This is a genomic window from Pseudomonas sp. St29 (genome assembly GCF_001547915.1).
Classification (GTDB): Bacteria; Pseudomonadota; Gammaproteobacteria; order Pseudomonadales; family Pseudomonadaceae; genus Aquipseudomonas.
In genome coordinates this window covers 5,101,736-5,123,627 of the sequence record NZ_AP014628.1, presented here as the reverse complement: position 1 = coordinate 5,123,627, position 21,892 = coordinate 5,101,736, and the positions used below count along the sequence as shown (strand labels likewise).

General features: G+C 63.5%; 21 protein-coding genes and 3 pseudogenes. 8 read left to right on the top strand and 16 right to left on the bottom strand.

What is annotated here, in order from left to right; translation table 11 throughout:
- Positions 1 to 3 precede the first annotated feature (3 nt).
- Together PST29_RS22605 and PST29_RS22600 are read right to left on the bottom strand one after the other, a co-directional pair.
- Entirely contained in the window at positions 4 to 1,614 is a 1,611-nt protein-coding gene (locus PST29_RS22605; protein ID WP_060840622.1) for an inorganic phosphate transporter, read from the bottom strand.
- A gap of 252 nt (positions 1,615 to 1,866) precedes the next feature.
- Entirely contained in the window at positions 1,867 to 2,889 is a 1,023-nt protein-coding gene (locus tag PST29_RS22600; protein WP_060842002.1) for a transporter, read from the bottom strand.
- A gap of 274 nt (positions 2,890 to 3,163) precedes the next feature.
- On the opposite strand from PST29_RS22600, the pseudogene PST29_RS32865 reads away from it, so the two are divergent.
- The 3 genes and pseudogenes from PST29_RS32865 to PST29_RS22590 form a co-directional block, all read left to right on the top strand.
- Positions 3,164 to 3,856 (top strand): annotated as a pseudogene (locus PST29_RS32865) (methyl-accepting chemotaxis protein); the annotation flags it as partial.
- A gap of 165 nt (positions 3,857 to 4,021) precedes the next feature.
- On the top strand, positions 4,022 to 4,789 hold the full coding sequence (locus PST29_RS32860; protein ID WP_442963173.1) for a methyl-accepting chemotaxis protein: 768 nt from the start codon (positions 4,022 to 4,024) through the stop codon (positions 4,787 to 4,789).
- A gap of 109 nt (positions 4,790 to 4,898) precedes the next feature.
- Complete coding sequence (locus PST29_RS22590) at positions 4,899 to 5,342, top strand: hypothetical protein (protein ID WP_060844392.1); 444 nt, start codon at positions 4,899 to 4,901, stop codon at positions 5,340 to 5,342.
- A gap of 70 nt (positions 5,343 to 5,412) precedes the next feature.
- Here the strand turns inward: PST29_RS22590 and PST29_RS22585 are convergent, their stop codons facing one another.
- A complete protein-coding gene (locus PST29_RS22585; RefSeq protein ID WP_060840619.1) occupies positions 5,413 to 5,730 on the bottom strand; it encodes a PepSY domain-containing protein in 318 nt (105 codons plus the stop codon).
- Positions 5,731 to 5,888: 158 nt separating this feature from the next.
- On the opposite strand from PST29_RS22585, the gene PST29_RS22580 reads away from it, so the two are divergent.
- Positions 5,889 to 6,800 carry a sterol desaturase family protein gene (locus PST29_RS22580; protein WP_060840618.1) on the top strand — a complete coding sequence of 304 codons (912 nt, stop codon included), beginning with the start codon at positions 5,889 to 5,891 and terminating at the stop codon, positions 6,798 to 6,800.
- On the opposite strand, the gene PST29_RS22575 is transcribed toward PST29_RS22580, so the two are convergent.
- The gene (locus PST29_RS22575; RefSeq protein WP_060844391.1) at positions 6,778 to 7,458 is read right to left on the bottom strand and encodes a helix-turn-helix domain-containing protein; all 681 of its coding nucleotides are present in this window, start codon (positions 7,456 to 7,458) and stop codon (positions 6,778 to 6,780) included. The genes PST29_RS22580 and PST29_RS22575 overlap by 23 nt on opposite strands.
- Complete coding sequence (locus PST29_RS22570; RefSeq protein WP_060840616.1) at positions 7,459 to 8,586, bottom strand: glycerophosphodiester phosphodiesterase; 1,128 nt, start codon at positions 8,584 to 8,586, stop codon at positions 7,459 to 7,461.
- A gap of 245 nt (positions 8,587 to 8,831) precedes the next feature.
- Here PST29_RS22570 and PST29_RS22565 point away from each other — a divergent pair, with 245 nt between their 5' ends.
- Positions 8,832 to 9,167, top strand: coding sequence for a DUF2025 family protein (locus tag PST29_RS22565; RefSeq protein ID WP_060844390.1), 336 nt, complete (start codon positions 8,832 to 8,834; stop codon positions 9,165 to 9,167).
- 35 nt (positions 9,168 to 9,202) lie between these two features.
- Here PST29_RS22565 and PST29_RS22560 read toward each other — a convergent pair whose 3' ends face one another.
- Positions 9,203 to 9,538, bottom strand: coding sequence for an antibiotic biosynthesis monooxygenase family protein (locus PST29_RS22560; RefSeq protein WP_060844389.1), 336 nt, complete (start codon positions 9,536 to 9,538; stop codon positions 9,203 to 9,205).
- The gene (locus tag PST29_RS22555; RefSeq protein ID WP_060840614.1) at positions 9,535 to 10,254 is read right to left on the bottom strand and encodes a CTP synthase C-terminal region-related (seleno)protein; all 720 of its coding nucleotides are present in this window, start codon (positions 10,252 to 10,254) and stop codon (positions 9,535 to 9,537) included. The genes PST29_RS22560 and PST29_RS22555 overlap by 4 nt, the downstream gene beginning before the upstream one ends.
- Between PST29_RS22555 and PST29_RS22550 the strand changes: the two genes are divergently transcribed.
- The gene (locus PST29_RS22550; protein ID WP_173655914.1) at positions 10,253 to 11,221 is read left to right on the top strand and encodes a LysR family transcriptional regulator; all 969 of its coding nucleotides are present in this window, start codon (positions 10,253 to 10,255) and stop codon (positions 11,219 to 11,221) included. The genes PST29_RS22555 and PST29_RS22550 overlap by 2 nt on opposite strands.
- Positions 11,222 to 11,226: 5 nt before the next feature.
- On the opposite strand, the gene PST29_RS22545 is transcribed toward PST29_RS22550, so the two are convergent.
- The 5 genes and pseudogenes from PST29_RS22545 to PST29_RS22530 form a co-directional block, all read right to left on the bottom strand.
- Positions 11,227 to 11,766 (bottom strand): DUF1003 domain-containing protein, encoded by a 540-nt coding sequence (locus tag PST29_RS22545; RefSeq protein WP_060840613.1) that lies wholly within the window; start codon positions 11,764 to 11,766, stop codon positions 11,227 to 11,229.
- A gap of 89 nt (positions 11,767 to 11,855) precedes the next feature.
- Positions 11,856 to 12,296: pseudogene (locus PST29_RS32855) on the bottom strand (methyl-accepting chemotaxis protein); the annotation flags it as partial.
- Between the two features lie 108 nt (positions 12,297 to 12,404).
- Positions 12,405 to 13,085, bottom strand: a pseudogene (locus tag PST29_RS32850) (PAS domain-containing protein); the annotation flags it as partial.
- A gap of 448 nt (positions 13,086 to 13,533) precedes the next feature.
- Positions 13,534 to 14,604, bottom strand: a complete 1,071-nt coding sequence (locus PST29_RS22535; protein ID WP_060844388.1) for a diguanylate cyclase — start codon at positions 14,602 to 14,604, stop codon at positions 13,534 to 13,536.
- Between the two features lie 170 nt (positions 14,605 to 14,774).
- Positions 14,775 to 15,383: a TetR/AcrR family transcriptional regulator gene (locus PST29_RS22530; protein ID WP_060844387.1), complete on the bottom strand. Its 609-nt coding sequence runs from the start codon at positions 15,381 to 15,383 to the stop codon at positions 14,775 to 14,777.
- A gap of 203 nt (positions 15,384 to 15,586) precedes the next feature.
- On the opposite strand from PST29_RS22530, the gene PST29_RS22525 reads away from it, so the two are divergent.
- On the top strand, positions 15,587 to 16,645 hold the full coding sequence (locus tag PST29_RS22525; protein ID WP_060844386.1) for an MBL fold metallo-hydrolase: 1,059 nt from the start codon (positions 15,587 to 15,589) through the stop codon (positions 16,643 to 16,645).
- A gap of 100 nt (positions 16,646 to 16,745) precedes the next feature.
- Here PST29_RS22525 and PST29_RS22520 read toward each other — a convergent pair whose 3' ends face one another.
- Together PST29_RS22520 and PST29_RS22515 are read right to left on the bottom strand one after the other, a co-directional pair.
- On the bottom strand, positions 16,746 to 17,063 hold the full coding sequence (locus PST29_RS22520) for an XRE family transcriptional regulator (protein ID WP_060840609.1): 318 nt from the start codon (positions 17,061 to 17,063) through the stop codon (positions 16,746 to 16,748).
- Positions 17,064 to 17,169: 106 nt separating this feature from the next.
- Complete coding sequence (locus tag PST29_RS22515) at positions 17,170 to 17,961, bottom strand: AraC family transcriptional regulator (RefSeq protein ID WP_060844385.1); 792 nt, start codon at positions 17,959 to 17,961, stop codon at positions 17,170 to 17,172.
- Positions 17,962 to 18,074: 113 nt separating this feature from the next.
- Here PST29_RS22515 and PST29_RS22510 point away from each other — a divergent pair, with 113 nt between their 5' ends.
- Complete coding sequence (locus tag PST29_RS22510) at positions 18,075 to 18,890, top strand: sulfite exporter TauE/SafE family protein (RefSeq protein WP_060844384.1); 816 nt, start codon at positions 18,075 to 18,077, stop codon at positions 18,888 to 18,890.
- A gap of 40 nt (positions 18,891 to 18,930) precedes the next feature.
- Here PST29_RS22510 and PST29_RS22505 read toward each other — a convergent pair whose 3' ends face one another.
- Positions 18,931 to 19,911 (bottom strand): hypothetical protein, encoded by a 981-nt coding sequence (locus tag PST29_RS22505; protein WP_060844383.1) that lies wholly within the window; start codon positions 19,909 to 19,911, stop codon positions 18,931 to 18,933.
- A gap of 156 nt (positions 19,912 to 20,067) precedes the next feature.
- Complete coding sequence (locus PST29_RS22500; RefSeq protein WP_060840605.1) at positions 20,068 to 21,315, bottom strand: ribonucleotide-diphosphate reductase subunit beta; 1,248 nt, start codon at positions 21,313 to 21,315, stop codon at positions 20,068 to 20,070.
- Between the last annotated feature and the right edge of the window lie 577 nt (positions 21,316 to 21,892).

Below are 21,892 nucleotides of genomic sequence, written 5' to 3'. Positions count from 1 at the left end.
TGCTCAGAACAGTTGGGTGAACAGCCAGTACAGGCTGCCGGAGAGCAGGATCGCCGCCGGCAGGGTCAGGACCCAGGCCATGGCCAGGTTGCGGATGGTGCGCATCTGCAACCCTCCGCCATTGGCCACCATGGTCCCGGCCACCCCCGAGGACAGCACGTGGGTGGTCGATACCGGCAGGCCGAACAGGTCCGCCGCGCCGATGGTCAGCATCGCCACGGTTTCCGCCGAAGCGCCCTGGGCGTAGGTCAGGTGGGTCTTGCCGATCTTCTCGCCGACGGTCACGACGATGCGCTTCCAGCCGACCATGGTGCCCAGGCCGAGGGCGATGGCCACGGCGATCTTCACCCACAGCGGAATGAAGCGGGTGGCGTTGTCGATCTGCTGCTTGAACAGCTGCAGCTTGTCCCGGGTGTCCTGATCGAAGTGGCCGACCTGGTGCTTGTCCATCAGGCGGATCGCTTCGCTGGTCAGGTACATGTCGTTGCGCACGTTGCCCATGGCTTCGGCGGGCACCTTGGCCAGGGAGCCGTAGCCCTTCACTTCACTGCCGATGGCACCGGTCAGGGCGGCCAGGGCGGGGATCAGTTCCGGTGTCGCTTGCTTGCTGCGCATGTACTCCGAGAGCACCGCGCGAGGATCGGCCGGTGCCGGTTGCGGGGCGCTCTTGATCAGGGCTTGCTGGGTGACTTCGGCCACCGCGGCGAACTGCAGCGACTGGTCGGCGGGCATGGTGCGGTTCAGTGCGTAGGCCATGGGCAGGGTGCCCACCAGGATCAGCATGATCAGGCCCATGCCTTTCTGGCCGTCGTTGGAGCCGTGGGCGAAGGACACCCCGGTGCAGGTCAGGATCAGCAGGCCGCGAATCCACCAGGGCGGCGGCGCGTCGCCCTTGGGCGCCTTGTACAGGGCGCGGTTCTTGACGAACAGGCGCAGGGCCAACAGCAGCAGGGCGGCGAACACGAAGCCGATCAGTGGCGAGAACAACAGCGCGTAGCCGACCTTGGTGGCCTGGCTCCAGTCCACGCCGCTGGTGCCGTCGCGGCCGTGCATCAGTGCGTTGGCCACGCCGACGCCGATGATCGAGCCGATCAGGGTGTGGGACGAAGAGGCCGGCAGCCCCAGCCACCAGGTGCCGAGGTTCCACAGGATGGCGGCGATCAGCAGGGCGAAGATCATGGCGAAGCCGGCGGAGGAGCCCACTTGCAGGATCAGCTCCACCGGCAGCAGGGCGATGATGCCGAAGGCCACCGCGCCGCTGGACAGCAGCACCCCGAGGAAGTTGAACAGGCCGGACCAGACCACCGCGAACTGCGGCGGTAGGGAGTGGGTGTAGATCACCGTGGCCACGGCGTTGGCGGTGTCGTGGAAACCGTTGACGAACTCGAAGCCCAGGGCGATCAGCAGCGCCACGCCCAGCAGCAGGAACGGGGTCCAGGTGGTGACCGTGGTGCCCAGCTCGTGCATGTCGTGCACCAGGCTGTAGGCGGTGAACAGCAAGCCCATGGCCAGCACGGCGAAGAAGATCACCAGGGTGAAGGCACCGGGTTTTTTATCCAGTTGCGGTTTGATGTCGGGGCTGGGAGACGCGGCAGTCAGTGACGGGGTGGCCATTGCCGGACAATCCTGTTGCTGGAAAGGAGTGTCGCCCATGATCGTTGCCAAATGTTACAGGGAGACTGCCTCAGATCAGTGTTTGCGCAATTGAGCCGTTCCGTTGATCCGATCCCGCCCGCGCCGACATCCGTGCTCATCCCGCCATCCCGCTCATCCCGTAGGAGCCGGCTTGCCGGCGAAGAGGCCCTCAAGCCAAGCACCTGCCTTGGCGGACGCCTGCGCCGGCAAGCCGGCTCCTACAAGGCGGGGTCAGTAGTCCTGGCGCTTGCGGAAGGCCCAGCGCCCGGCGATCAGGGTGAAGGTGGCCACCAGCGCCACCAGGATCCAGAAGCCCTCCGGGTCGCCGGAAAACGGAATGCCGCCGACGTTCATGCCGAAGAAGCCGGCAATGATGTTGATCGGCAGCGCCAGCACCGTGACCACGGTCAGGGTGAACAGGGTGCGGTTGGTTTGTTCGTTGAGGTTGGCGGCAATCTCTTCCTGCAGCAGTTTGATCCGTTCGCCCAGGGCCGTGAGGTCGTTGATGATCAGGGCGAACTCTTCGGTGGATTTGCGCAGCTCCTTGACGTCGTCCTTCTGCAGCCATTGCGGCGGGCGGTTGAGCAGGCGCAGCAGCGAGCCCGGTTCTAGGGCCAGCAGGCGTTGCAGGCGCACCAGCACCCGGCGCATGGCCCCCAGTTCGGCACGGTTGCTGGAGACCCGGGCGGCCAGGAGCTGGTCCTCGATCTGGTCGACGCTGAGGCTGGTCTTGCGCACGATCTGGGTCAGCACCTCGCCCTGGTCGCGCAGCAGGTGCACCAGCAACTCCAGGGGCGAGCGAAAGCGTTCGCCGGCCTTGACCGAGGAGCGCAGCTTGTCCACCGAATGCAGGGGCTGCAGGCGGGCGCTGATGATCAGGTTGCTGCGCACGCAGACCCACAGGGTGGAGATGTCCGAGGACACCATGCTGCTGAAGTTGAACACCACGTCGTTGACCACCGCCAGCAGGGCCGAGTCCACGTGTTCGATGCGGGTCGAGCGCGAACCTTCGTGCAGGGCTTCGAAGAACTCCTCGGGCAGTTGCAGGTGGGCCTTCATCCAGCGCTCGCAGGCCGCGTGGGCCAGGTTCAGGTGCAGCCAGAGGAATTCATCACTGTCCTGGGGGTGTTGCAGGGCTTGCAGGGCCTTGGCGGAATCCAGTTCATGACCGCGTTCGCCGGGGCGAAAACTGAAACCGTAGAGCAGGCCAAACAGATCGGAATCGCGGTGAATCTGGTCGAGGCTGTGGTTCATGGGGGCTCGCAGGAGGGACAGTGCCTGGCGCGGGTTTTTCAGGTTCACTTGGGCCACATCATGGCAAGGCTCTTTGACAGTTTTGTGACGTTTGTACGTGCACAATCCGCGGCGCTCTACCGGTGGTCGGCGACGTTCAAGAATGCCGCGCGGATGCCGATCACGCTCACATGCAACACGCATTCGACCCGGTTCGAATGTGCCTGACAGGGAAGTTCGGACCTACGCAAGCCCTTGAGTGGGCCTGCTCTATCCCTGCCATGAGATCTTCTCGATGTTTTTGCAAAAATCCCTGAGAGCGCAAATTCTTGCCCTGCTGAGCGGTAGTCTGCTGGCGATGCTGTTGATCGCCCTGGCGTGTTTTCACTTGTTGTCCGGTGGCGTGCAGAGCTACCGCGAGCTGATCGACGGCCCGCTGCGCAGTTCACAGCTGATCGACGAGGCCAACCTGCAGTTCAAGAGCCAGGTGCAGGAGTGGAAGAACGTGCTGCTGCGGGGCAAACAGCCCCAGGAACTGAACAAGTACTGGCAGCAGTTCGAAGACCGCCAGCGCGATGTGCAGAACATCCTCGGCCAGTTGGCCCGGACGCCCGGGATGGAGGCTTCTCTCAAGAGTCGGGTGCAGCGTCTGGCGGATGAGCACCGGCAGTTGGGTTCGGCCTATCAGAAGGGCCGCGATGCCTACGTGGCTGGCGGTGCCGACCCGAGCGCCGGTGACGCCGCAGTGAAAGGCGTGGACCGGGCTACCAGCGAGCAGATGAGCGAGCTGGTGACCGAACTGCGCAAGAACGGCGAACAGCAATCCCGCGAGATCAGCACGGCGGCCGACCGCACGGTGTGGATGGGGATCCTGGTGATGCTGGTGTCCGGCCTGCTGATCGGCCTGCTCAGCCTGTGGCTGGTCAACCGCAGCCTGGTGGAGCCGATCCGCCAGTTGATCGACTACGTCGCCCAGCTCAGCCGTGGCCAGTTGGCCCAGCGGGTGGCCAGCGAGCGTCAGGACGAACTGGGCAAGCTGGCGGCCGCCGCCAACACCCTGCGCGACTTCCTGGCCCAGACCTTCAGCAGCCTGCAGCGCAGCGCCTCGGACCTGGACAGCTCCAGCGGCGAGCTCAATGCCATCGCCACGCTGATGTCCCAGGGCACCAACGAACAGTTCAGCCGCACCGATCAGGTGGCCACGGCGATGAACGAAATGTCCGCCACCGCCCAGGAAGTGGCACGCCACGCCGCCGACGCCGCGCGTGCCGCGGACGATGCCGACCAGTCGGCGCAGCAGGGCGAGCAGGTGATGCAGAGCACCATCCACAGCATCACCCAGATGCGTGGCGAGATCGCCAATACCGCGACCGTGATCCGTCGCCTGGAAGCCGACAGCGGGCGTATCGGCAAGGTGCTGGAAGTGATCCAGGGGATTGCCGAGCAGACCAACCTGCTGGCGCTCAATGCCGCCATCGAAGCGGCCCGGGCCGGTGAGGCCGGGCGCGGATTCGCCGTGGTTGCCGACGAGGTGCGCAGCCTGGCGCAACGCACCGCGGCGTCGATCATCGAGATCAACCAGATCATCCAGAGCGTGCAGACCGGCGCGGTGGACGCGGCCCTGGCCATCGAGAGCGGCCAGTCCCGCAGCGAGCAGAGCGTGCAGCAGGTGACCGAAGCCGGTGCCATGCTCGAACGCATCACCCAGGCCGTGGAGGCGATCCGCGACATGAACCGGCAGATCGCCACCGCCGCCGAAGAGCAGACCTCGGTGGCCGAGGACATTTCCCGCAACCTGACCGAGATCACGTCGATTGCCAGTACCAATCTGGACAATGTCCAGCGCACCGAGGCGGCGAGCCGTGACCTGCATGGTCTGTCGGGCCAGTTGAACGAGGTCACGTCGCGTCTGAGCGCCTGACGCCGATCATCCTGTATCGGCCTGCTTACCAGGCCGATACAGGATCACTCTCAAGTGGCGGGTGGCGCTGTCGATGACCGGGTATCTTTCCCCAATCAGGACCCACGCCATGGTCAGCATCACGTCGATTGCCATCAGCCAGACCCCGGTCACCCCGAGCAAGACGCGGATTGACGCCAGTGCCGGCGACAGCAGCGCCACCAGCACCGGCAACGCCACCGACGTCGGCGCAGCCGGCAAGGCACCGGCTGCGGGCGGCGCCGCGGCGGCCGGGGACAGCTCCGGCAGCGAAGACTCCAGCAGCGATACGGTGAAGGAGCTGCGCAAGCAGATCGCGCAGCTGCAAAAGCAGTTGCAGGAGCAGCAACAGCAGCTGCAAGCGGCGCAGACCAGCCAGGAAAGTGCCGACGCCAAGGCGGCAGCGGTGGCGGCGGCCCAGGCTCAGGTGGCCACTACCAGCGCGTCCCTGCAAACCGCGACGGCGGCCTTGCTCCAGGCGTTGCAGGAGTCGGAGAGCGGCTCCTCGGGCTCGCTGGTCATCACCAGCGCCTGAACTGTTCGTCCGCTACACGGCACAAGGCCGCGCCCCTTTTCGGGAGCGCGGCCTTGTGCCGTGTGGCGGGTTAGCGATCCTGCTTGTTACTCAGGACCTTGCCGGTCTTGGCGTCCAGGTCCACGTCCCACTCGATGCCTTTGCTGTCACGCAGTTCCACCTGGTAGACGTAGGCGCCGGTGGCGGTCTGCTCCAGCTCGGTGTCGGTGATGCTGGCGGCGGTGGTGCCGGGGTGCTGGGCCAGGGCGGCCTGGTTGAGTTGTTCCAGGTCCATGATGGCGCCGGACTTGAGCAGGCCCGGGATCAGGTCCGGACGGACATCGGCCTGGGCCAGGCCGGCGGTCAGGGTCAGGGCGGCAGCGGCGAACAGTGCAGAGAAACGGGTCATGGTGTTGATTCCTTGGCTTGATGGCTTTCGATGGGCACAGATTAGCCAGTGCAACTTAATTCACCCTTAATTCAGCGCCGTGTTTGCGTCGTTTGTTCAAGCCGCGGGCCGGGTGACCCCGGCAAGCTGGGCTCTCGCTTTTTAAGGAGACACCAAGAATGAAACGCATGCTGGCGTGGTTGTACGGTCCCTTGTTTCTTGGCGGATTCATCGCCGGTGGGGTGTATTGGATGAGTGGCGGGCAGGCTTGTGCCCTGGGTTTGCTGGTGCTGTTTGCCGCGGCGCTGCTGGTGTCGTTCCTGGCGGAGTGGGCGCTGCCTTACGAGCCGGCCTGGAACCGCTCCCAGGGCGACCGGCTGCGCGATGCCTTGCACGCGCTGGTCAATGAAAGCCTGAATGCGCTGGGGCTGCTGGCCTTGCCGGGGCTGGTGGCCGTGCTCGGTGGCGATGGCCTGTGGCCCCGGGACTGGCCGCTCTGGGGGCAGTTGCTGCTGGCGATAGTGATCGCCGACGGCGGGATCAGCCTGGCCCATTACGCCAGCCATCGCTGGGCCTGGCTGTGGCGCCTGCACGCGGTGCACCACAGTGTGCAGCGCCTGTACGGTTTCAACGGGCTGCTCAAGCACCCCCTGCACCAGATGCTGGAGGCCTCGGCGGGGTTGCTGCCGCTGGTGCTGCTGGGCATCCCGTTGCCGGTGGCGCAACTGCTGGCCCTGGCCATTGGCGTTGCCTTGCTGTTGCAGCATTCCAATGTCGATATGCGCATGGGGCCGCTGCGGCGGGTGTTTGCCTGGGCTCCGGTGCATCGCTTTCACCACATGAAGTATGGCCGCGCCGGCGATGTGAACTTCGGGCTGTTCTTCAACCTCTGGGACTGGCTGTTGGGCACCGGGTTCTATCGGGACGACTACGCGATGCGCCAGGGCGACCTGGGCATCGGCAGCCGCCCCGACTACCCGCTGGCGTATTGGCCGCAGTTGCTGGAACCGTTCAGGGTCCAGCGCTATGCCGCCGAGCCCAAGGTGCCTGCGGCGCTGCGCCGGCCGGTCAATCCAGCAGGCGAGGCCTGAGGGTTTTCAGGGCCTGGCCGGCGGTGACCCCGAACAGCGCTTTCAGGGTGCGGGAGAAGTGCGCGCTGTCGGCAAAGCCGGCGCCGTGGGCCGCCTGGGCCACGGGCTGGCCGTCGAGCAACAGGGCCATGGCCAGGCGCAGACGCCGCCACAGCACCAGGCGCCGCACCGGCACGCCCACGTCGCGGGCGAACAGGCGCTCCAGCTGGCTCAGAGACAGGTGGGCCCTGGCCGCCAGTTGCGCCGCCACCACCTTGCCTGCGAGCCCTGCATCCAGGGCCTGCAGGGCCCGCGCCACACGCCGGTCGGCCAGGGGCAGGCGCGGGCAGGCGCGCAGCGCCGCCTCCAGTGTGGGCAACGAGGGGCGCAGGTTGTGAACGCAAGCCAGCAGGTCCTCGGCGGCGATCGACAACGGCTCGGCATAGACCGTGAAGGCGTTGTCGGGCGCCTGGAGAATGGCATGCCGCTGCAGCGCCTGGATCATCAGGAAGTGTCCGCTGTGGCGCGTACCGTCGAGCTCCAGCGTCACCGGTTGCTCGGGGGCGATGATCAGTTGATGGGCGTAGTGGGCATGGGGCGCGGTGCGCCCCATGGCTCCCTGTATCAGGCCGAAGTCATGCCCCAGCCAGAGCTCGCCGCTCCAGTGCGAGGCAGACATTCAGTAACCGCCGGCCTCCAGCAGTTGGGCCACGCTGGCGTTGGCCGGACGCTTGAAGTACTTGAGCAGCTCGGCGCTGCGGTTGGTGAAGATACCGTCAACCCCGGCGTCCATGACCTTCTTGAAGTCCACCGGTTCGTCGAGGGTGTAGGCGTGTACCAGCAGGCCCTGATCGTGGGTGTACTGATTCATCCAGGGTTGCACCAGATCCGCGTAGCTTTGCTCGCCGCCCGCCGTCAGTGCCGTGGAGGGACCGGTGCCGATGGCGCCCTGGGCCTTGGCGTAGTCGATCCAGCGTTTGAATTCGCCGGGGTCCTTGGGTTGCTGCTTGGCGTAGAAGGCCGCCTTGTCGGTTTCGCCGCTGTTGGCGAAGGTGACGCTGGACGCCGGTTCGATGCTGCCGGGCCCGATCCACAACAGCAGCACCTTGGGCACCTGGGGCATTTCCTTGTGCAGCAGATCCAGGCTGTGTCTGTCGAAGGTCTGCAGCACCACCTTGCCTTTGCCCTGGCCCACGGCCAGCTCGCTCTTGGCCAGTTTTGAGCCCGCCGGGCTCAGCCAGCCGCGATCCTGGAGCTTTTCCTTGAGCTCGTGCTCGATGCCGGGGAACAGCTGCGGCTCCTTGGTTTCGATGTACAGCCCGGGCTTGTGCTGCGTGCTGCCTTGGGCGATGTCGATGATCTCGTCCAGGGTCAGGATCTTCAGGCCGGCAAAGCCCGGCCGGGCGCGATCCGGATGCGCCTGGTTGAACCAGCTGCCGGCGTCGAGGTGCTTGAGCTCGGCCATGGTGAAGGCGTTGGGCGGGCTGTCCTTGCGCTCGGGGAATTTCTGCGCCACGTCGGTGGTGCGTAGCAGGTTGTTGTCATGCAGGGCGAAGAGCACGCCGTCCTTGCTGCGCTGCAGGTCCAGTTCCAGATAGTCCGCCCCCAGATCCCGGGCCAGCCGGTAGGCCGCCGCAGTGGACTCTGGGGCATCGAACGAGGCGCCACGGTGGGCGATCACGGCTGGCTGGGGGATGCCCAGGCGCGCCGCCAGGGCATTCGGATCCGGCTGTTCAGCGGCCTGGGCCAGGCCGCAACCGAGCATCAGGCTCAACATCAGGGCGCAAGGGGTGAAGGTCGCTGGCATGCTCGAAATCCTTTCGTGGAGGCGGGGGCAAGGACCTATCTTTTAGCAACACAATGACGCTTGTGCTATCTCAAGGGCGACATAAATCCTTCTCATGCGCATCATTCAGGGTTTTTTCCGGCGCTTTGCAGTACTCTTGGGCGCGCAGTTTCCCCAGCAGAGGGAAGCCTGAAAACAGCCCTTTCCTTGCCTCGCGTGTAGACCATCGATCACCCAGTCCTGTGGGACTTACCGTGAGGTTTACCATGAGCATCACCTCTGAACTCATCTGCCAGGCCGCCGACCAGCTCAAGGGTTTTGTCGGTTTCAATCGCAAGACCGGCCGTTACATCGTGCGTTTCAGCGAAGACTCCTTCGGCATGGATGTGGCCGACGACGCCATAGTGCCGGCCAGCGAATTTGTCTGGGCGCCGGTGTCCGATCAGGCCATGAGCCTCAAGCGCGAGCAGATCCAGTTGTTGCTGGACCAGAACATCGACGATCGGATCAACATCAGCGAACCGCTACGGGTCTATATGCGCCGTAGCGATCTGCCGGAAATCCAGGCCGTGCGCAGCCTGCTGCCGACGGCTAAGGATTGATCCGGCGGCCGGCCTGAACCGCTGTGGGCCGCGGTTCAGGTCTGGGCTTGGGGGTCGAAGGCGTAGGCCCGTTCGACCTGGCCGACCCGGGTATGACAGGACTGGTACCAATCCTTGCGTCCGCGCTCGCGGATGGCGCTGTGTTCGGCGTGGTGCTTCCACGCCAGGATTGCCGCCTCACTGCTCCAGTAGGACACGGTGATCCCGAAACCGTCCGCGCCCCGAGCCGATTCGACCCCGAGAAAGCCCGGTTGCCGACGCGCCAGTTCCAGCATGCGCTCGGCGGCCTGATCGTACTCGGGGTCCGCGGCACCGCGTTGGGAGCTGAAGATCACGGCGTAGTAGGGCGGGGCGGGTGTCTGGCCGATCATCCTCGGGTCTCCAGGCAGGCATTGAGCAGGGCGCTGACCAGGGGTGGCGTGTGGCCCTTGAGGGCCGCGCGTTCGGGCTGGAACAGGGTGGCGACGAAAAATGGGTGATCGGCGAGCTCCACGGCGCGCAGATCTCCCAGGCGGTCGTGGCCGCTGGCGCGCAGGGCGCCAGCGAGCAGGGGCCCGGCAAAGTCCGGATTGACGCCGTAGCGGCAGCGATAGCCTTCCTCGATGTGCCGGGTGCCATAGGCCTTGGCGATCCGACTGCCGTCTTGCAGTTCGATGCGCTCACGGGCCTCCACCAGGGCGCAGCTCAAGGGGGTGAGCAGTGCGCGTTCGGCATCGGGGGCGATCTCGCCGTGTTCGGCATCGGTCCAGCCCAGCACGTTGCGCGCGTATTCCAGGACCGCATGCTGAAAGCCGCCGCAGGTGCCGAGGAAGGGGCGCTGTTGCTCCCGGGCCACGCGGATCGCCAGCAGGGCGCCATGGATATTCCGGTAGGGGCTGCCGGGCACGCACCAGATGGCGTCGAAGCCTTGCAACAGGTGCTCCTCAGTCAGCTCGGCAGTGGCCAGCCATTGCACGTCGAGGGTGATTGCGGCGTCGGCTGCGGCCTGATCCAGGGCCAGGGGAATGGCCTGGTGCGCGGTGATCAGTGGGTCGTGATCCCCCACCAGGGCGATGCGCAGGGTGGGGGGCGAGGCGGGTGCTTGCATGGGCTTCTCCGGTAGGGGCACTGACTTGTCGATTGCCTGGGGCCACTATAGATTGGCGTCCACGCAATCAATATTGGCGTTTACCCAAGTGATCAATGCAGCAGCGCACTATCAGCTGGACTACCCCGATCTGTCGCTGGTCCTGGCCCTGGTCCGTGGCGGCTCCCTGGCCCGTGCCGCGGCCCTGCTCAAGGTGGATGTTTCGACGGTGTTTCGTGCCGTGCGCCGCCTGGAGGCCGGGCTCGGTCAGCAACTGTTCGACAAGAGCCGTGCCGGCTACCTGCCTACCAGCCTGGCCCAGGCCCTAGCACTGCAGGCCGAACAGGCGGAACAGGCCCTGGAGGCGGCGCGGATCGGTGTGGCCCAGGGCGGCGAGGTGATCAGCGGCACGGTGCGCCTGACCTGTACCGATTCGGTGTTGCAGGGCCTGTTGCTGCCGGCCCTGGCGCAGTTCATGCCCAAGTACCCGGCGCTGGTCATCGAACTCTGCACTTCGAATGATTTCGCCAACCTCAACCGTCGCGATGCGGACATCGCCGTGCGCCTCACCGCGACGCCTCCGGAGCATCTGGTGGGGCGCTGCCTGGGGGCGGTGGCGTATCGGGTGTGCACCAGCCCGGCGTATCGGCACCGGGTGGATTGCACCGATCTGGCGCGGGTGGCCTGGATTGCCCCGGATGACTTTCTGCCGGATCACCCCACGGTGGTCTGGCGCCGTCAGCAGTGGCCCGGCGTGCAACCCAGTTATCGCTGCAACAGCATGCTGGCGGTGACCGAGCTGGTGCGGGCCGGCCTGGGGGTGGCGGCGTTGCCGGACTTTCTCCTGGGCGGTGGCGACCTGGAAGCCCTCGGCGAGCCCCTGGAGCATGCAACCGCCTTGTGGCTGTTGACCCGCCCGGACTGTCGGGCCCTGCGCTCGGTGGTGACGCTGTTCGATGAGCTGGGGCGTCATCTGCGCTGGCCCTGAACAGCTCAGGCCGCTGGTGGCTCCTTGCGGACGAAGTGCGCGTGCATCTCGCTGGTGAGGTTTTCGATGCGTTCGCTCAGTTGCTTGGTCATTTCCGTGAGGCGGGTGTTCTGCTCCAGCAGCTCCAGCAGTTGCCCGGTGGTTTGCGCGGCCTGGGCCTGGCGTTCGCTGTTGGCGATGGCCAGGGCCTCGCGGTGCTGGGCGTCGGCGTCGGACTGGGCCTTGTCGCGGGCGGCCTGGCGGGTCTGGGCCAGCAGGATCAGCGGCGCGGCGTAGGCCGCCTGCAGGCTGAAGGCCAGGTTGAGAAGAATGAAGGGATAGACGTCGAACTGAGTGACGCCACTGAGGTTGAGGGCGATCCAGATCACCACGATCAGGGTCTGTGCCCCGAGAAAGGTCGGGGTGCCGAAGAAACGGGCAAAGGCCTCGGCCTTCAAGGCGAAGGCATCGTTGCCGAAGGTGGGGGCCAGGTGGGCATGGGCGCGGTGAAAGCGCAGGTGATCGGTGACCGGAGTGGTTTCTTCGGGCGTGTTGCTGGAACTCATGATGGCCTCCGCCAGGCACTGGGACGTCAGGCCACTATAGTCCTCAAGGCTGTCCCGGACGTCATGATCGACGCCGGGAAACCCCTCCCTTACAGCGCATCGCGTTCGTTGGCGAACATGCTCACGGCTTGCACCGCGTCACTGGCCCCATCGCGAATCTGCAGGATCACGGTGCCGGCCTGATCCGCCAGTTGCACGCCCTTGGCCGCCCGTTCCCGGGTGCCGTCCATGCTCTTGATGGCTTGCAGGGTTTCGTTCTGGATCATGTCGATCATGCTGGCGATTTCCGCGGTCGAGCCGCTGGTGCGCGCCGCCAACTGGCGAACCTCATCGGCCACCACGGCGAAGCCGCGCCCCTGTTCTCCGGCCCGGGCGGCCTCGATGGCGGCATTGAGGGCCAGCAGGTTGGTCTGGTCGGCAATCCCGCGGATGGTGTTGACGATGGCGGTGATCTGTTCCGAACGTTCGCCCAGGCGGGCGATCAGGGTGGAGGAGTCCTCGATGTTATGGGCGATCTGGCGCATTTCGCTGGCGGCCTGCTGGATCACGCCGGTGCCTTGCTCGGCGACTTTCCGAGTCTGTACCGAGATGTGATAAGCCTGGCTCGCGCTATGGGCGTCATGCTCGTGTTTCTCCACCTGCTGGGTGACGTCGGCGGCGTACTTGACCACTTTGCACAGGCGTCCGCTGGCGTCGTAGACCGGGTTGTAGTTGGCTTCCAGCCACAGCGTGCGGCCGTGCTTGTCGATCCGTTCGAAGCGACCGTTGAAGAATTCGCCCTTGTTCAGGCGATTCCAGAAGTCCTGGTAGGCGCTGCTGTTGACCAGTTCGGGCTTGCAGAACATCCGGTGATGCTTGCCCTGGACCTGCGCCAGGCTGTAGCCCATGCGGCTGAGGAAATTGGCATTGGCGCTGATGATGCTGCCATCGAGGTTGAACTCGATCACGGCCATGGCCCGGTCGATGGCATCCAGCTTGTTGCGTGCCTCGGCCTCTTCCTGGATTCGAGTGGTGACATCCAGGGCGTACTTGACCACTTTGTACACCGTGCCCGAGGCGTCGCGGATAGGGTTGTAGCTGGCTTCCAGCCATAGGCTCTGCCCGGCACTGCCGACCCGTTCAAAGGTTCCGGACTGGAACTGACCTTCTCTGAGGCGTGCCCACAATTGCTGGTAGTCGCTGCTGCGGGCGTACTCCGGGGTGCAGAACAGGCGGTGGGACTGGCCGAGGACCTGGTCTTCGCGATAGCCCAGGGTCTTGAGGAAGTTGTGGTTGGCGCGCAATACGCAGCCTTGCAGATCGAACTCGATCACCGCCATCGAGCGGTCGATGGCCTCCAGCAGGCTCGATTGCTCGGCAACGGTCCGGTTCAGGGTGTCGATGGTCTTGTTGTGGCGGTTGAATAGCATGTGGGCAGGTGCTCTGTGGGAGAAACGTTGCGTCGATCCCTATTGAGTGCGCCGGTACGCCGAATGCTCCCCGGCGCTCGGCATTATCTGCTCAATGTCAGCGTTCCATGACTGACAGAAGATACATTCGCAGCGATGCAACGGGGACGCTTCAGGCGCGCGTCGGTGGCCGCGTCAAGGGAGACGTAGCGGCTGCGAATCGATTTAGTTGGATTGATTGGCTTCGGTGGCGGCAGTTGCGGTTGTGGGCATCCGTTGCAGCGAAGTGGCGGCATTATGATGGCAACTGCCTGGATAAATCCAAATAAACTTGTACAAAAATATTTTTTACTTCCTTTTTGTATAAGTTTTTTCGGTTTTATGCCAAATGCGATTGTGCTGCATAGCCGTTGGCATCGTTGCTGGCTATCCGGTTGCGTCCGGTTTTTTTCGCCTGGTACAGGGCCTGGTCCGCGGCATTGAGCCAGGTGGCCGGATCCTCGAAACCGGCATCGAAGGCGGCCAGACCAATACTCAGGCTGACATTCAGCTCGTTCACTTGCGGGTGCCGGTACTGGCTGAAGACCCGGCGCAGGCGCTCCATGATATCGAGCGCCTGCTGCTGGCTCATGCGCGGCAGGATCACGCAGAACTCGTCGCCACCGTAGCGGCCGGCCAGGTCATCGTGGCGCAGGTTGCGTCGTAGTTCGTTGCTCAAGTGGCGCAGCACGGTATCGCCAATGATGTGGCCGTAGGTGTCGTTGATCGCCTTGAAGTGGTCGATGTCGATCAGGGCGATGCAGGCGTGCATCTGCCGCTGCCGGCACTTGTGGAACTTGATGTGCAGCAGGTCCTTCCAGGAACCGTGGTTGAGCAGGCCGGTGAGGCTGTCGGTGCGGCTCAGGGCGCTCAGGGCGCGCTTGTGTTCGGACAGTTTGATCGCCAGGCGATAGCAGACCATGCCCACCGCCAGGGGATAGAGGGTCAGCATGGGCAGGCAGGCATAGATCTGCAGCGGGCTGATGTGGGTGGTGACGTGTGGCCCGAACAGCGCCCAGGACAGCAGCACCCCGGTGCATTGGGCCAGACTGCCGCGAATGAACAGACGCAGGCCACCAGCGGCCACGTTGTTCATGGCCATCATCGAGAGGATGGTGACCGCCGGCAGCGGGTTGAACTGCATGGTCGCGGCCCAGAAACCGCCCAGCAGCGAGTCATACAGCAGATTGCGCCGCTCTGCCCGGTAGGGAAACGCCGAACGGGCGGACAGTTGATAGGCCAGGTGGGGCCAGATCAGGCCGTTGAACAACAGCAGGCCCCATATCCAGTCGGGCAGTGCCAGGGGAGCGAGTGCCGCGAGGACACTGATGCCGCCGATGCCCAGGCCGATGATCCTTGGCCAATAGATGCGTCGGGCAAATGACAGCCCTTTGCCGCGTTGGTTTTCCATAAATTCCTGCACCAGGTTTTGCACTGAAACACTTTGTGGTGTTTTTGCGGCCTTGCCGTTTATCGGATCAGTCTGGTGAATATTGTCATTTATTCCACAAGGAATAATCAGTGTCCTTCGAAGCCATTTCACAGTGGCCGGGGCAGGGCATACCGGTCGATCGCGCTGAATCAGGCCTGGTAGTGGCTGAGAAACATGTCCAGTGCCGACTCGATGACCCGGGTCTGCAGGTCCGCTGCCAGGGGCGGTTGGCCCAGGGTGATCTGCGGCCAGAACGCGAAGCTCTTGAGCAGCCCGTGCATCTGTTGGGCAGCGAATTCCGGGTCCAGCGGCTTGAGGCGGCCGTCGGCCAGGGCGCCGCGGATCCACAGGGTCAGGCCTTCCTCCCGTTCGCCGAGCCGCGCCACCATGTCCTGAGCCCGCTCGGGGGAGTGGATGGTGGCAGCAATGGCCACTCGGGCCAGGTCGAGGAAGTTGTCGTCGGCCAGCAGTTGCAGCTTGGCCCGCAACAGGGCTTCCAGTTGCTCGCGCAGGGGCCGGTCGTGGCGATAGACGACGTCCGCTTGGGCGCTGATGCTGGCCCAGAGCTTGTGCAGGATCTCGGCGAACAACTCCTCCTTGCTCGGAAAGTGGTTGTACACCGTGCGCTTGGATACTCCGGCCGTGGCGGCAATCTTGTCCATGCTGGTGATGTCGAAGCCGCTGGCGCGGAATTCGCTGATCGCCGCCTGGATGATGGCATTGCGTTTAAGGTCGGTGAGGCGCTTCGGAGCTGTCATAAGTTGGGTTCGATCAGGGTGGGCGGCTAAATCAATCGGCAGTCTACTTCGTCTTAATCCTGTTGCAATGTAGAAACTACACTGTGTAGTGTAGTTATCCTTCAAAACGATGATTGGTGGCTGATGCTTGCGTGCCTTGGCCAGTAGATCGTCCCGTAGAACCACCTCGGAACCTTGCCGCGTTCCACGGAGTCCTTTCAATCATGGCCAATGTCTCGTCCAGCCTAACCCGCGCGTCTGGTCAGCCAACCTCTCGTCAGGAGCAGGGCGCCTTTCGCAACCATGCACCGGTGCGACGTGCCGGTTTCGGCAAGACCCTGCAGATCTTCTGGAACATGCTGTTCCACAAACCGCGCAACACCCGCCCAGCAGGGGCGATTCCGGTGCAGGAACTGACCCGCGAGCAATTGCTGGCAGCGCCTAATCACAGCGTGTTTCGCCTGGGCCACTCCACCGTGCTGCTGAAGATGCGCGACAAGTTCTGGATCACCGACCCGGTGTTTGCCGAGCGGGCATCACCGGTGCAATGGGCCGGGCCAAAGCGCTTTCATCAGCCGCCCATCAGCCTGGAGGCGCTGCCGGAGATCGAGGCGGTGATCCTGTCCCACGATCATTACGACCACCTGGACCACCAGACGGTGCTGACCCTGGCGGACAAGACCCGGCACTTCCTGACCCCGCTGGGCGTGGGCGACACCCTGATCAAATGGGGGGTACCGGCGAGCAAGGTGCGGCAGCTGGATTGGTGGCAGGGATGCGACGTCGATGGCATACGTTTTGTCGCCACGCCGTCGCAGCATTTTTCCGGTCGTGGCCTGTTCGATGGCAACCGCACCCTGTGGGCCTCCTGGGTGATGATCGATGGCCCGACACGGATCTTCTTCAGCGGTGACACGGGGTATTTCGACGGCTTCAAGCGCATCGGCCAGCAGTACGGTCCCTTTGACCTGACACTGATGGAAACCGGGGCCTACAACGTCGAATGGCCCCACGTGCACATGCAGCCGGAGCAAACCCTGCAAGCCCATATCGATCTGCGTGGCCGCTGGCTCCTGCCGATCCATAACGGCACCTTCGACCTGGCCATGCATGCCTGGCACGAACCCTTCGACCGTATCCTGGCCCTGGCCTGGGAACGCAGCATCAGCATCACCACGCCGCAGATGGGCGAAGCCTTCAGCCTGACGCAGCCTCAGCGGGGCAGCACCTGGTGGCTGGAGGTGGATGGCGTGCTGGAGCAGATGGGCATCGAGTCCGCGTGAACCAGGACTGGCCACGAAGGTGGCCAGTTACCCGATTCATCTGGTTTCGACCCTGGCGCTGAGCGCCGGTCTGGTGTCGGCCGCTGCCCGGGGCCGTCGATCATTCGATCATGGCGTAGTCAGGGCGCTCCATCGGATTGGGGGTCGCTCCACGGATGTTCATGCCGCGGCCGGGGGTGAAGCCGGGGAAGAACACCAGGCCTTGCGCCTCAAGGCAGAAGGCCAGGGCCAGCCGGGTGACGTCACGCACCTCGTAGCCGGCCTCAAAGCGCTGAATGGCTTGCACCGAGACGCTGGACTCGCGGGACAGCCGGTCCATGTCCCAGCCCAGCATGTCGCGGGCCTGAGCACAGTGCTGCGGAGTGAACTGATAAAGGGCGATACGTTCCAGGGTTATTTTCATCGCTAGAGAGGCCATGGTTTTCTCCGGGAGGTTAGGCAATGCGTTGGCTTGATACTGGTTATTTGTACAGTGGTTTTGCTTGCTGATCAAACTCAATTACGGCCAACCCCCGAGCCATTGGTCACAAGGTTTTACCTGGGAACGCAGCCTCCTGATTCAGGTAGGTGCTGGGGGATTGCCCCAATACCCGGCGGAACATGGTGGAGAACGCCCCGGGGCTGTCGTAGCCGAAGTCCAGGGCGATGCGGGTGACCGGCTCGGCTGCAGCCAGCCGGGCCAGGGCCAGGACCACGCAGGCCCGTTGTCGCCATTGAATGAAGCTCATGCCCGTCTGCCGGCGAAAGCTGCGGTTGAAGGTGCGCAAGCTGATATGCAGCTGTCCTGCCCAGTGTTCCGGGGATTGGTGAATATCCGGGCGAGCGAGGAAGGCCTGGCACAGCTCCAGCAGTGCACCGGCGGCCGGCAGAGGGATATGCAGCGGCAGCGGGCGACTGCGCTGCAACTCAAGCAGAAGGAGGTCGATCAGCAATCCGTCCCTGCCGTGCTGCGGGTATTCCAGGGGAAGTTCCACCGCCTCTAGAAGCAACTGGCGCAACAGGGGCGAGACGCTGATCACCTGGCAGTCGCTGCTGTCCAGCGGCGCTGCTGCGGGTTCGATGTACAGACTGCGGGTGCTGACCCCGAGCATCAGCACCTCATGTTCCACCCCGGGCGGGATCCAGACTGCCCGCTGCGGCGGCACCACCCAGTTCCCCTGGGCCGTGCCCACCTGCATCACGCCGGTGGCGCCATACAACAGTTGCGCCCGGCGATGACTGTGGCGCGGCAGGCGCTGGCCGTCGGCATAGTCGGTGCCGATGGCCACGACCGGACGCGGTGTCCGATCCAGTGAGTTGATGGAGATGTTGCGCATGCGACGAGGTTCCTGGCTGGCGTAAACGCAAACATTATTGGCTGACTTGCTGAAGTCGGCCAGGGCTCGATCTTTTATTGTCCTCAGCTTCTTTCCCGGACGGATGCGGCTCGATGTTCTATCTACTGCTGGCAGTTTTTGGCTGCATGACCGGCGTCAGCGCGGTGCTGTTCGGCTTCGGCGGCGGTTTTGTGGTGGTGCCGCTGTTGTACTGGATGCTGCTGAGCAGCCAGGGCGCCGACTCGGCGGCGGGGCACTCGGCCATGCACATCGCTGTGGCCACTTCGACCTGCGTGATGATCGTCAATGCTCTGCTGGCCAGTTGGCGGCATCAGCGGGCCGGCAATCTTGTTCGCCATTACCTGTGGCCTCTGGGGGCCTACATCGCCCTGGGGGCAATGTGCGGAGCGGCCGCGGCGATGTGGGTTAGCGGCGAGGTGATTCGGTATGCCTTCATTGCCTACCTGGGCATCACCATTGCCGACTGCCTGCTGCGGCGCGGCTTTCTTGAGCCGGTGAACCAGGCTCAGGCGCGTCGCCTGGGCACCGGCGAAACCCTATTGGGTGGTGTAGGAATAGGCGTAATCGCGACGTTTCTCGGGGTGGGGGGCAGCGTCATGACAGTACCTCTGTTACGCCGTTGCGGTTTGAGCATGACCCAGGCCACCTCCATGGCCAATCCCCTGAGCGTGCCGGTGGCCCTGGCCGGAACCGCTACCTACCTGGCCCTGGCGCGCTTCAGTCCAGCCGATTTCGGGCCCGGGTTCATCGGCTATGTGGACCTGTTGGCGTTTTCGCTATTGTCCCTTGGCTCGTTGCTGGGTATCCGTCTGGCCACGCCCTGGATCGGTCGTATCCCGGATCGGGTGCATGCGCGGGTGTACATCGGCCTGCTGCTGGTGGTGCTGGTCAGCCTGTGCCTGACGTGACAGGGGCATCGCTGCGGGCAGAACCTGGTGGGGGCTGAGACTACTGTGCGTGAAGCCCCGGTGCCTCGCGGATCACGAAGTGGTCCAGGTTCTCGATGTTGGCGCTGAAGACCCCGAAGGTCGCTTCGGGGTTTTTCTTGCTCGGCACTTGCTTGAGTGTCGGGGTGACACCGTAGAAGAAACAGTACAACTCGCGCTGGCTGTCGATGGCGCTCTTGATCTCTTCGAGGAAGGCTTTGCGCTTGCGATAGTTGTCGATCAGTTTCTTGCTCAGGTAGACGTTGACCGAGTAGGGCTTCTTCTTCGATTCGCCATCGGCCTTGAACCAGACCTTGTGCTCGAAATCGATGCGAAAGCTCTGGGTGTAGTCCTTGATTTCCTTGATCTTGCCCCAGTAGATCAGCCCCTTGTTGTCCAGCAGGTACTCGATCTTCTTGAAGAACGAGGCGTAGGACGCGGTGTGCTCGCCGATCTTCAGCGGCATGCGCTTGAGCAGTTCCTTGTCGTCGATGTTTGACACGAAACATTCCACCGGGTGGGCGAAGACACAGGTCTTGTCCGGAGTGCTATCGCGCCCGGCGTGGTTGTGTTGCAGGCCGGCTGGCACGGCGGGCGGATTGTCCCGGGGCGTCTCTGCCGCCGCGGTCGGGCTGCTCGGTCGACGCTTGTACTCGCGGCGGGTCAACAGCAGTTCCGAAGGGAAGTGTTCCTCGCGTTCATCCTCGGCGGCTGCGCCTTCGATGCTGCCGGCACCTTTGCTGAGCCGGTAAGGGCAGCTTTCTATGTGCAGCGTGCCGGGCAGGTTCTTGAAGTGCGGGGTGCGAAGGTAATTGACGTTCTTGGCATTGAAGGTGCCCAGCTGATTGGCGGCATCGAAGGCAGCGCGACATTCATCGTTGGGGCACTGGAAGCTTTCCTGGGCGGAATCGAAAGCCACGGTTTCATCGAAATTCAGATCCCGCACGTCATAGATCGACAACTTGTCGTCGAGGCTGATGCAGTAGGCGGTATCGAATTTCATGAGCGCTTTGATCCTTAAGCGGGGGAGGGGTCTTTATAACCACAGCTCCTGCAGCCTGCACGCATTTTAATGGGCCGGCTGCGCAGTCTGTTTCCTCGGCCAATAAAAAAGCCCTGAACAAGTCAGGGCTTCTTATTTGTTGCATTGATCCGCGAATCAATCCCAGCTCAGTGCACCGCCAGTTTGATACTCGATCACGCGGGTCTCGAAGAAGTTCTTCTCTTTCTTCAAGTCCATGATCTCGCTCATCCATGGGAACGGGTTGGTGGTGCCTGGGTACTCTTCCTTCAGGCCGATCTGCGACAGGCGACGGTTGGCGATGAACTTGAGGTAGTCCTCCATCATCGCCGCGTTCATGCCCAGCACGCCGCGCGGCATGGTGTCGCGAGCGTATTCGATTTCCAGTTGGGTGCCCTGGAGGATCATCTGGGTGGCTTCTTCCTTCATCTCGGCATCCCACAGGTGCGGGTTTTCGATCTTGATCTGGTTGATCACGTCGATGCCGAAGTTCAGGTGCATGGATTCGTCGCGCAGGATGTACTGGAACTGCTCGGCAACGCCGGTCATTTTGTTGCGGCGGCCCATGGACAGGATCTGGGTGAAGCCGCAGTAGAAGAAGATGCCTTCCAGAACGCAGTAGTAGGCGATCAGGTTGCGCAGCAGCTCCTTGTCGGTGTCGACGGTGCCGGTTTCGAACTTCGGATCGGAGATCGAACGGGTGTACTTCAGGCCCCAGGCGGCTTTCTTCGCGACCGATGGAATCTCGTGGTACATGTTGAAGATCTCGCCTTCATCCATGGCCAGCGATTCGATGCAGTACTGGTAGGCGTGGGTGTGGATCGCCTCTTCGAATGCCTGGCGCAGGATGTACTGGCGGCATTCCGGGTTGGTGATCAGGCGGTACACGGCCAGTACCAGGTTGTTGGCAACCAGGGAGTCGGCGGTGGAGAAGAAGCCCAGGTTGCGCATGACGATGCGGCGCTCGTCGTCGGTCAGGCCTTCCGGGTTTTTCCACAGGGCGATGTCGGCGGTCATGTTGACCTCTTGCGGCATCCAGTGGTTGGCGCAACCGTCGAGGTACTTCTGCCAGGCCCAGTCGTACTTGAACGGCACCAACTGGTTGAGGTCGGCGCGGCAGTTGATCATGCGCTTTTCGTCAACCGCGACGCGGGCGGAAGAGCCTTCCAGCTCGGCCAGGCCTTCGGCGATGTCGAGCTGGTCCAGGGACGCCTTGGCCCGGGCAACGGCAGCGGAGTCATTGGCGGTCACGGCGCGGGCTTCCAGAGCTGCGGCACCACCGGCGCTGTCGAGGCGGTCCATGTTGGCTTCAGTGGCGTGGCCGGCGTTGGCGCCTTTGACTGCAACTTCGCCTTCTTCTTTGTCGAATTCGTCCCAGCTCAGCATGACGTGTCGTCTCCTGCTCGAGGGCCAGATGCCCGTGTGAAAACAAAAGGGTTGGCTTTTCACACGGCGCTACTGGCCGCGTTAAATCAATAGAAATCGTTTGTTGCAGCTGTGAACGCAGGCAATAAACAGAAATATGTGTCCGGGTGCCTTGAGGCTGCTGTCGGGCGGAACTGAGGCTTTCGGTTCCGGCGCGTGATTCAGCAGGTCGTTTTCATCCGGTAAGGGAATGTTGCGGGCCCGTTTTGAGGACGCATTATAAGGATATTTTCCGGCTCGTGGGGTGACCGATGGGCGCAGGCGGGCCGAGGAAGGCAGGGGATCCAGAGCAAAGCGCGGGTTTACAAGGCTTTGACCGCGGAAGATTTTTTTTCGGGCTGAAAAAAATCAGCCGGAAATGGCCAAAAAATAGCCAATTTTACTAGATGTTGTGTTTTTGCAAGCCATTTCACTGTTTTGAACACAACTCAAATCCACCTGGATTGGGCCAGGCAAGGGGCTGGGAACCGGCCTCGGCGGTGGCGAAAAGGTTGCGTGCGATTGCCGTGGTCGCACGTCGCGGGGGCGATGCTGTTGG

Bases quoted from the DNA above. Each gene is read 5' to 3' on its own strand.
- PST29_RS22515 (WP_060844385.1), bottom strand. From the start codon at position 17,961: ATGCGCAACATCTCCATCAACTCACTGGATCGGACACCGCGTCCGGTC.
- PST29_RS22580 (WP_060840618.1), top strand. From the start codon at position 5,889: ATGAAACGCATGCTGGCGTGGTTGTACGGTCCCTTGTTTCTTGGCGGA.
- PST29_RS22520 (WP_060840609.1), bottom strand. From the start codon at position 17,063: ATGGCCTCTCTAGCGATGAAAATAACCCTGGAACGTATCGCCCTTTAT.
- PST29_RS22605 (WP_060840622.1), bottom strand. From the start codon at position 1,614: ATGGCCACCCCGTCACTGACTGCCGCGTCTCCCAGCCCCGACATCAAA.
- PST29_RS22570 (WP_060840616.1), bottom strand. From the start codon at position 8,586: ATGCCAGCGACCTTCACCCCTTGCGCCCTGATGTTGAGCCTGATGCTC.
- PST29_RS22530 (WP_060844387.1), bottom strand. From the start codon at position 15,383: ATGACAGCTCCGAAGCGCCTCACCGACCTTAAACGCAATGCCATCATC.
- PST29_RS32860 (WP_442963173.1), top strand. From the start codon at position 4,022: ATGTCCCAGGGCACCAACGAACAGTTCAGCCGCACCGATCAGGTGGCC.
- PST29_RS22600 (WP_060842002.1), bottom strand. From the start codon at position 2,889: ATGAACCACAGCCTCGACCAGATTCACCGCGATTCCGATCTGTTTGGC.
- PST29_RS22510 (WP_060844384.1), top strand. From the start codon at position 18,075: ATGTTCTATCTACTGCTGGCAGTTTTTGGCTGCATGACCGGCGTCAGC.
- PST29_RS22500 (WP_060840605.1), bottom strand. From the start codon at position 21,315: ATGCTGAGCTGGGACGAATTCGACAAAGAAGAAGGCGAAGTTGCAGTC.
- PST29_RS22535 (WP_060844388.1), bottom strand. From the start codon at position 14,604: ATGGAAAACCAACGCGGCAAAGGGCTGTCATTTGCCCGACGCATCTAT.
- PST29_RS22550 (WP_173655914.1), top strand. From the start codon at position 10,253: ATGGGCTTCTCCGGTAGGGGCACTGACTTGTCGATTGCCTGGGGCCAC.
- PST29_RS22555 (WP_060840614.1), bottom strand. From the start codon at position 10,254: ATGCAAGCACCCGCCTCGCCCCCCACCCTGCGCATCGCCCTGGTGGGG.
- PST29_RS22590 (WP_060844392.1), top strand. From the start codon at position 4,899: ATGGTCAGCATCACGTCGATTGCCATCAGCCAGACCCCGGTCACCCCG.
- PST29_RS22575 (WP_060844391.1), bottom strand. From the start codon at position 7,458: ATGTCTGCCTCGCACTGGAGCGGCGAGCTCTGGCTGGGGCATGACTTC.
- PST29_RS22560 (WP_060844389.1), bottom strand. From the start codon at position 9,538: ATGATCGGCCAGACACCCGCCCCGCCCTACTACGCCGTGATCTTCAGC.
- PST29_RS22565 (WP_060844390.1), top strand. From the start codon at position 8,832: ATGAGCATCACCTCTGAACTCATCTGCCAGGCCGCCGACCAGCTCAAG.
- PST29_RS22525 (WP_060844386.1), top strand. From the start codon at position 15,587: ATGGCCAATGTCTCGTCCAGCCTAACCCGCGCGTCTGGTCAGCCAACC.
- PST29_RS22585 (WP_060840619.1), bottom strand. From the start codon at position 5,730: ATGACCCGTTTCTCTGCACTGTTCGCCGCTGCCGCCCTGACCCTGACC.
- PST29_RS22505 (WP_060844383.1), bottom strand. From the start codon at position 19,911: ATGAAATTCGATACCGCCTACTGCATCAGCCTCGACGACAAGTTGTCG.
- PST29_RS22545 (WP_060840613.1), bottom strand. From the start codon at position 11,766: ATGAGTTCCAGCAACACGCCCGAAGAAACCACTCCGGTCACCGATCAC.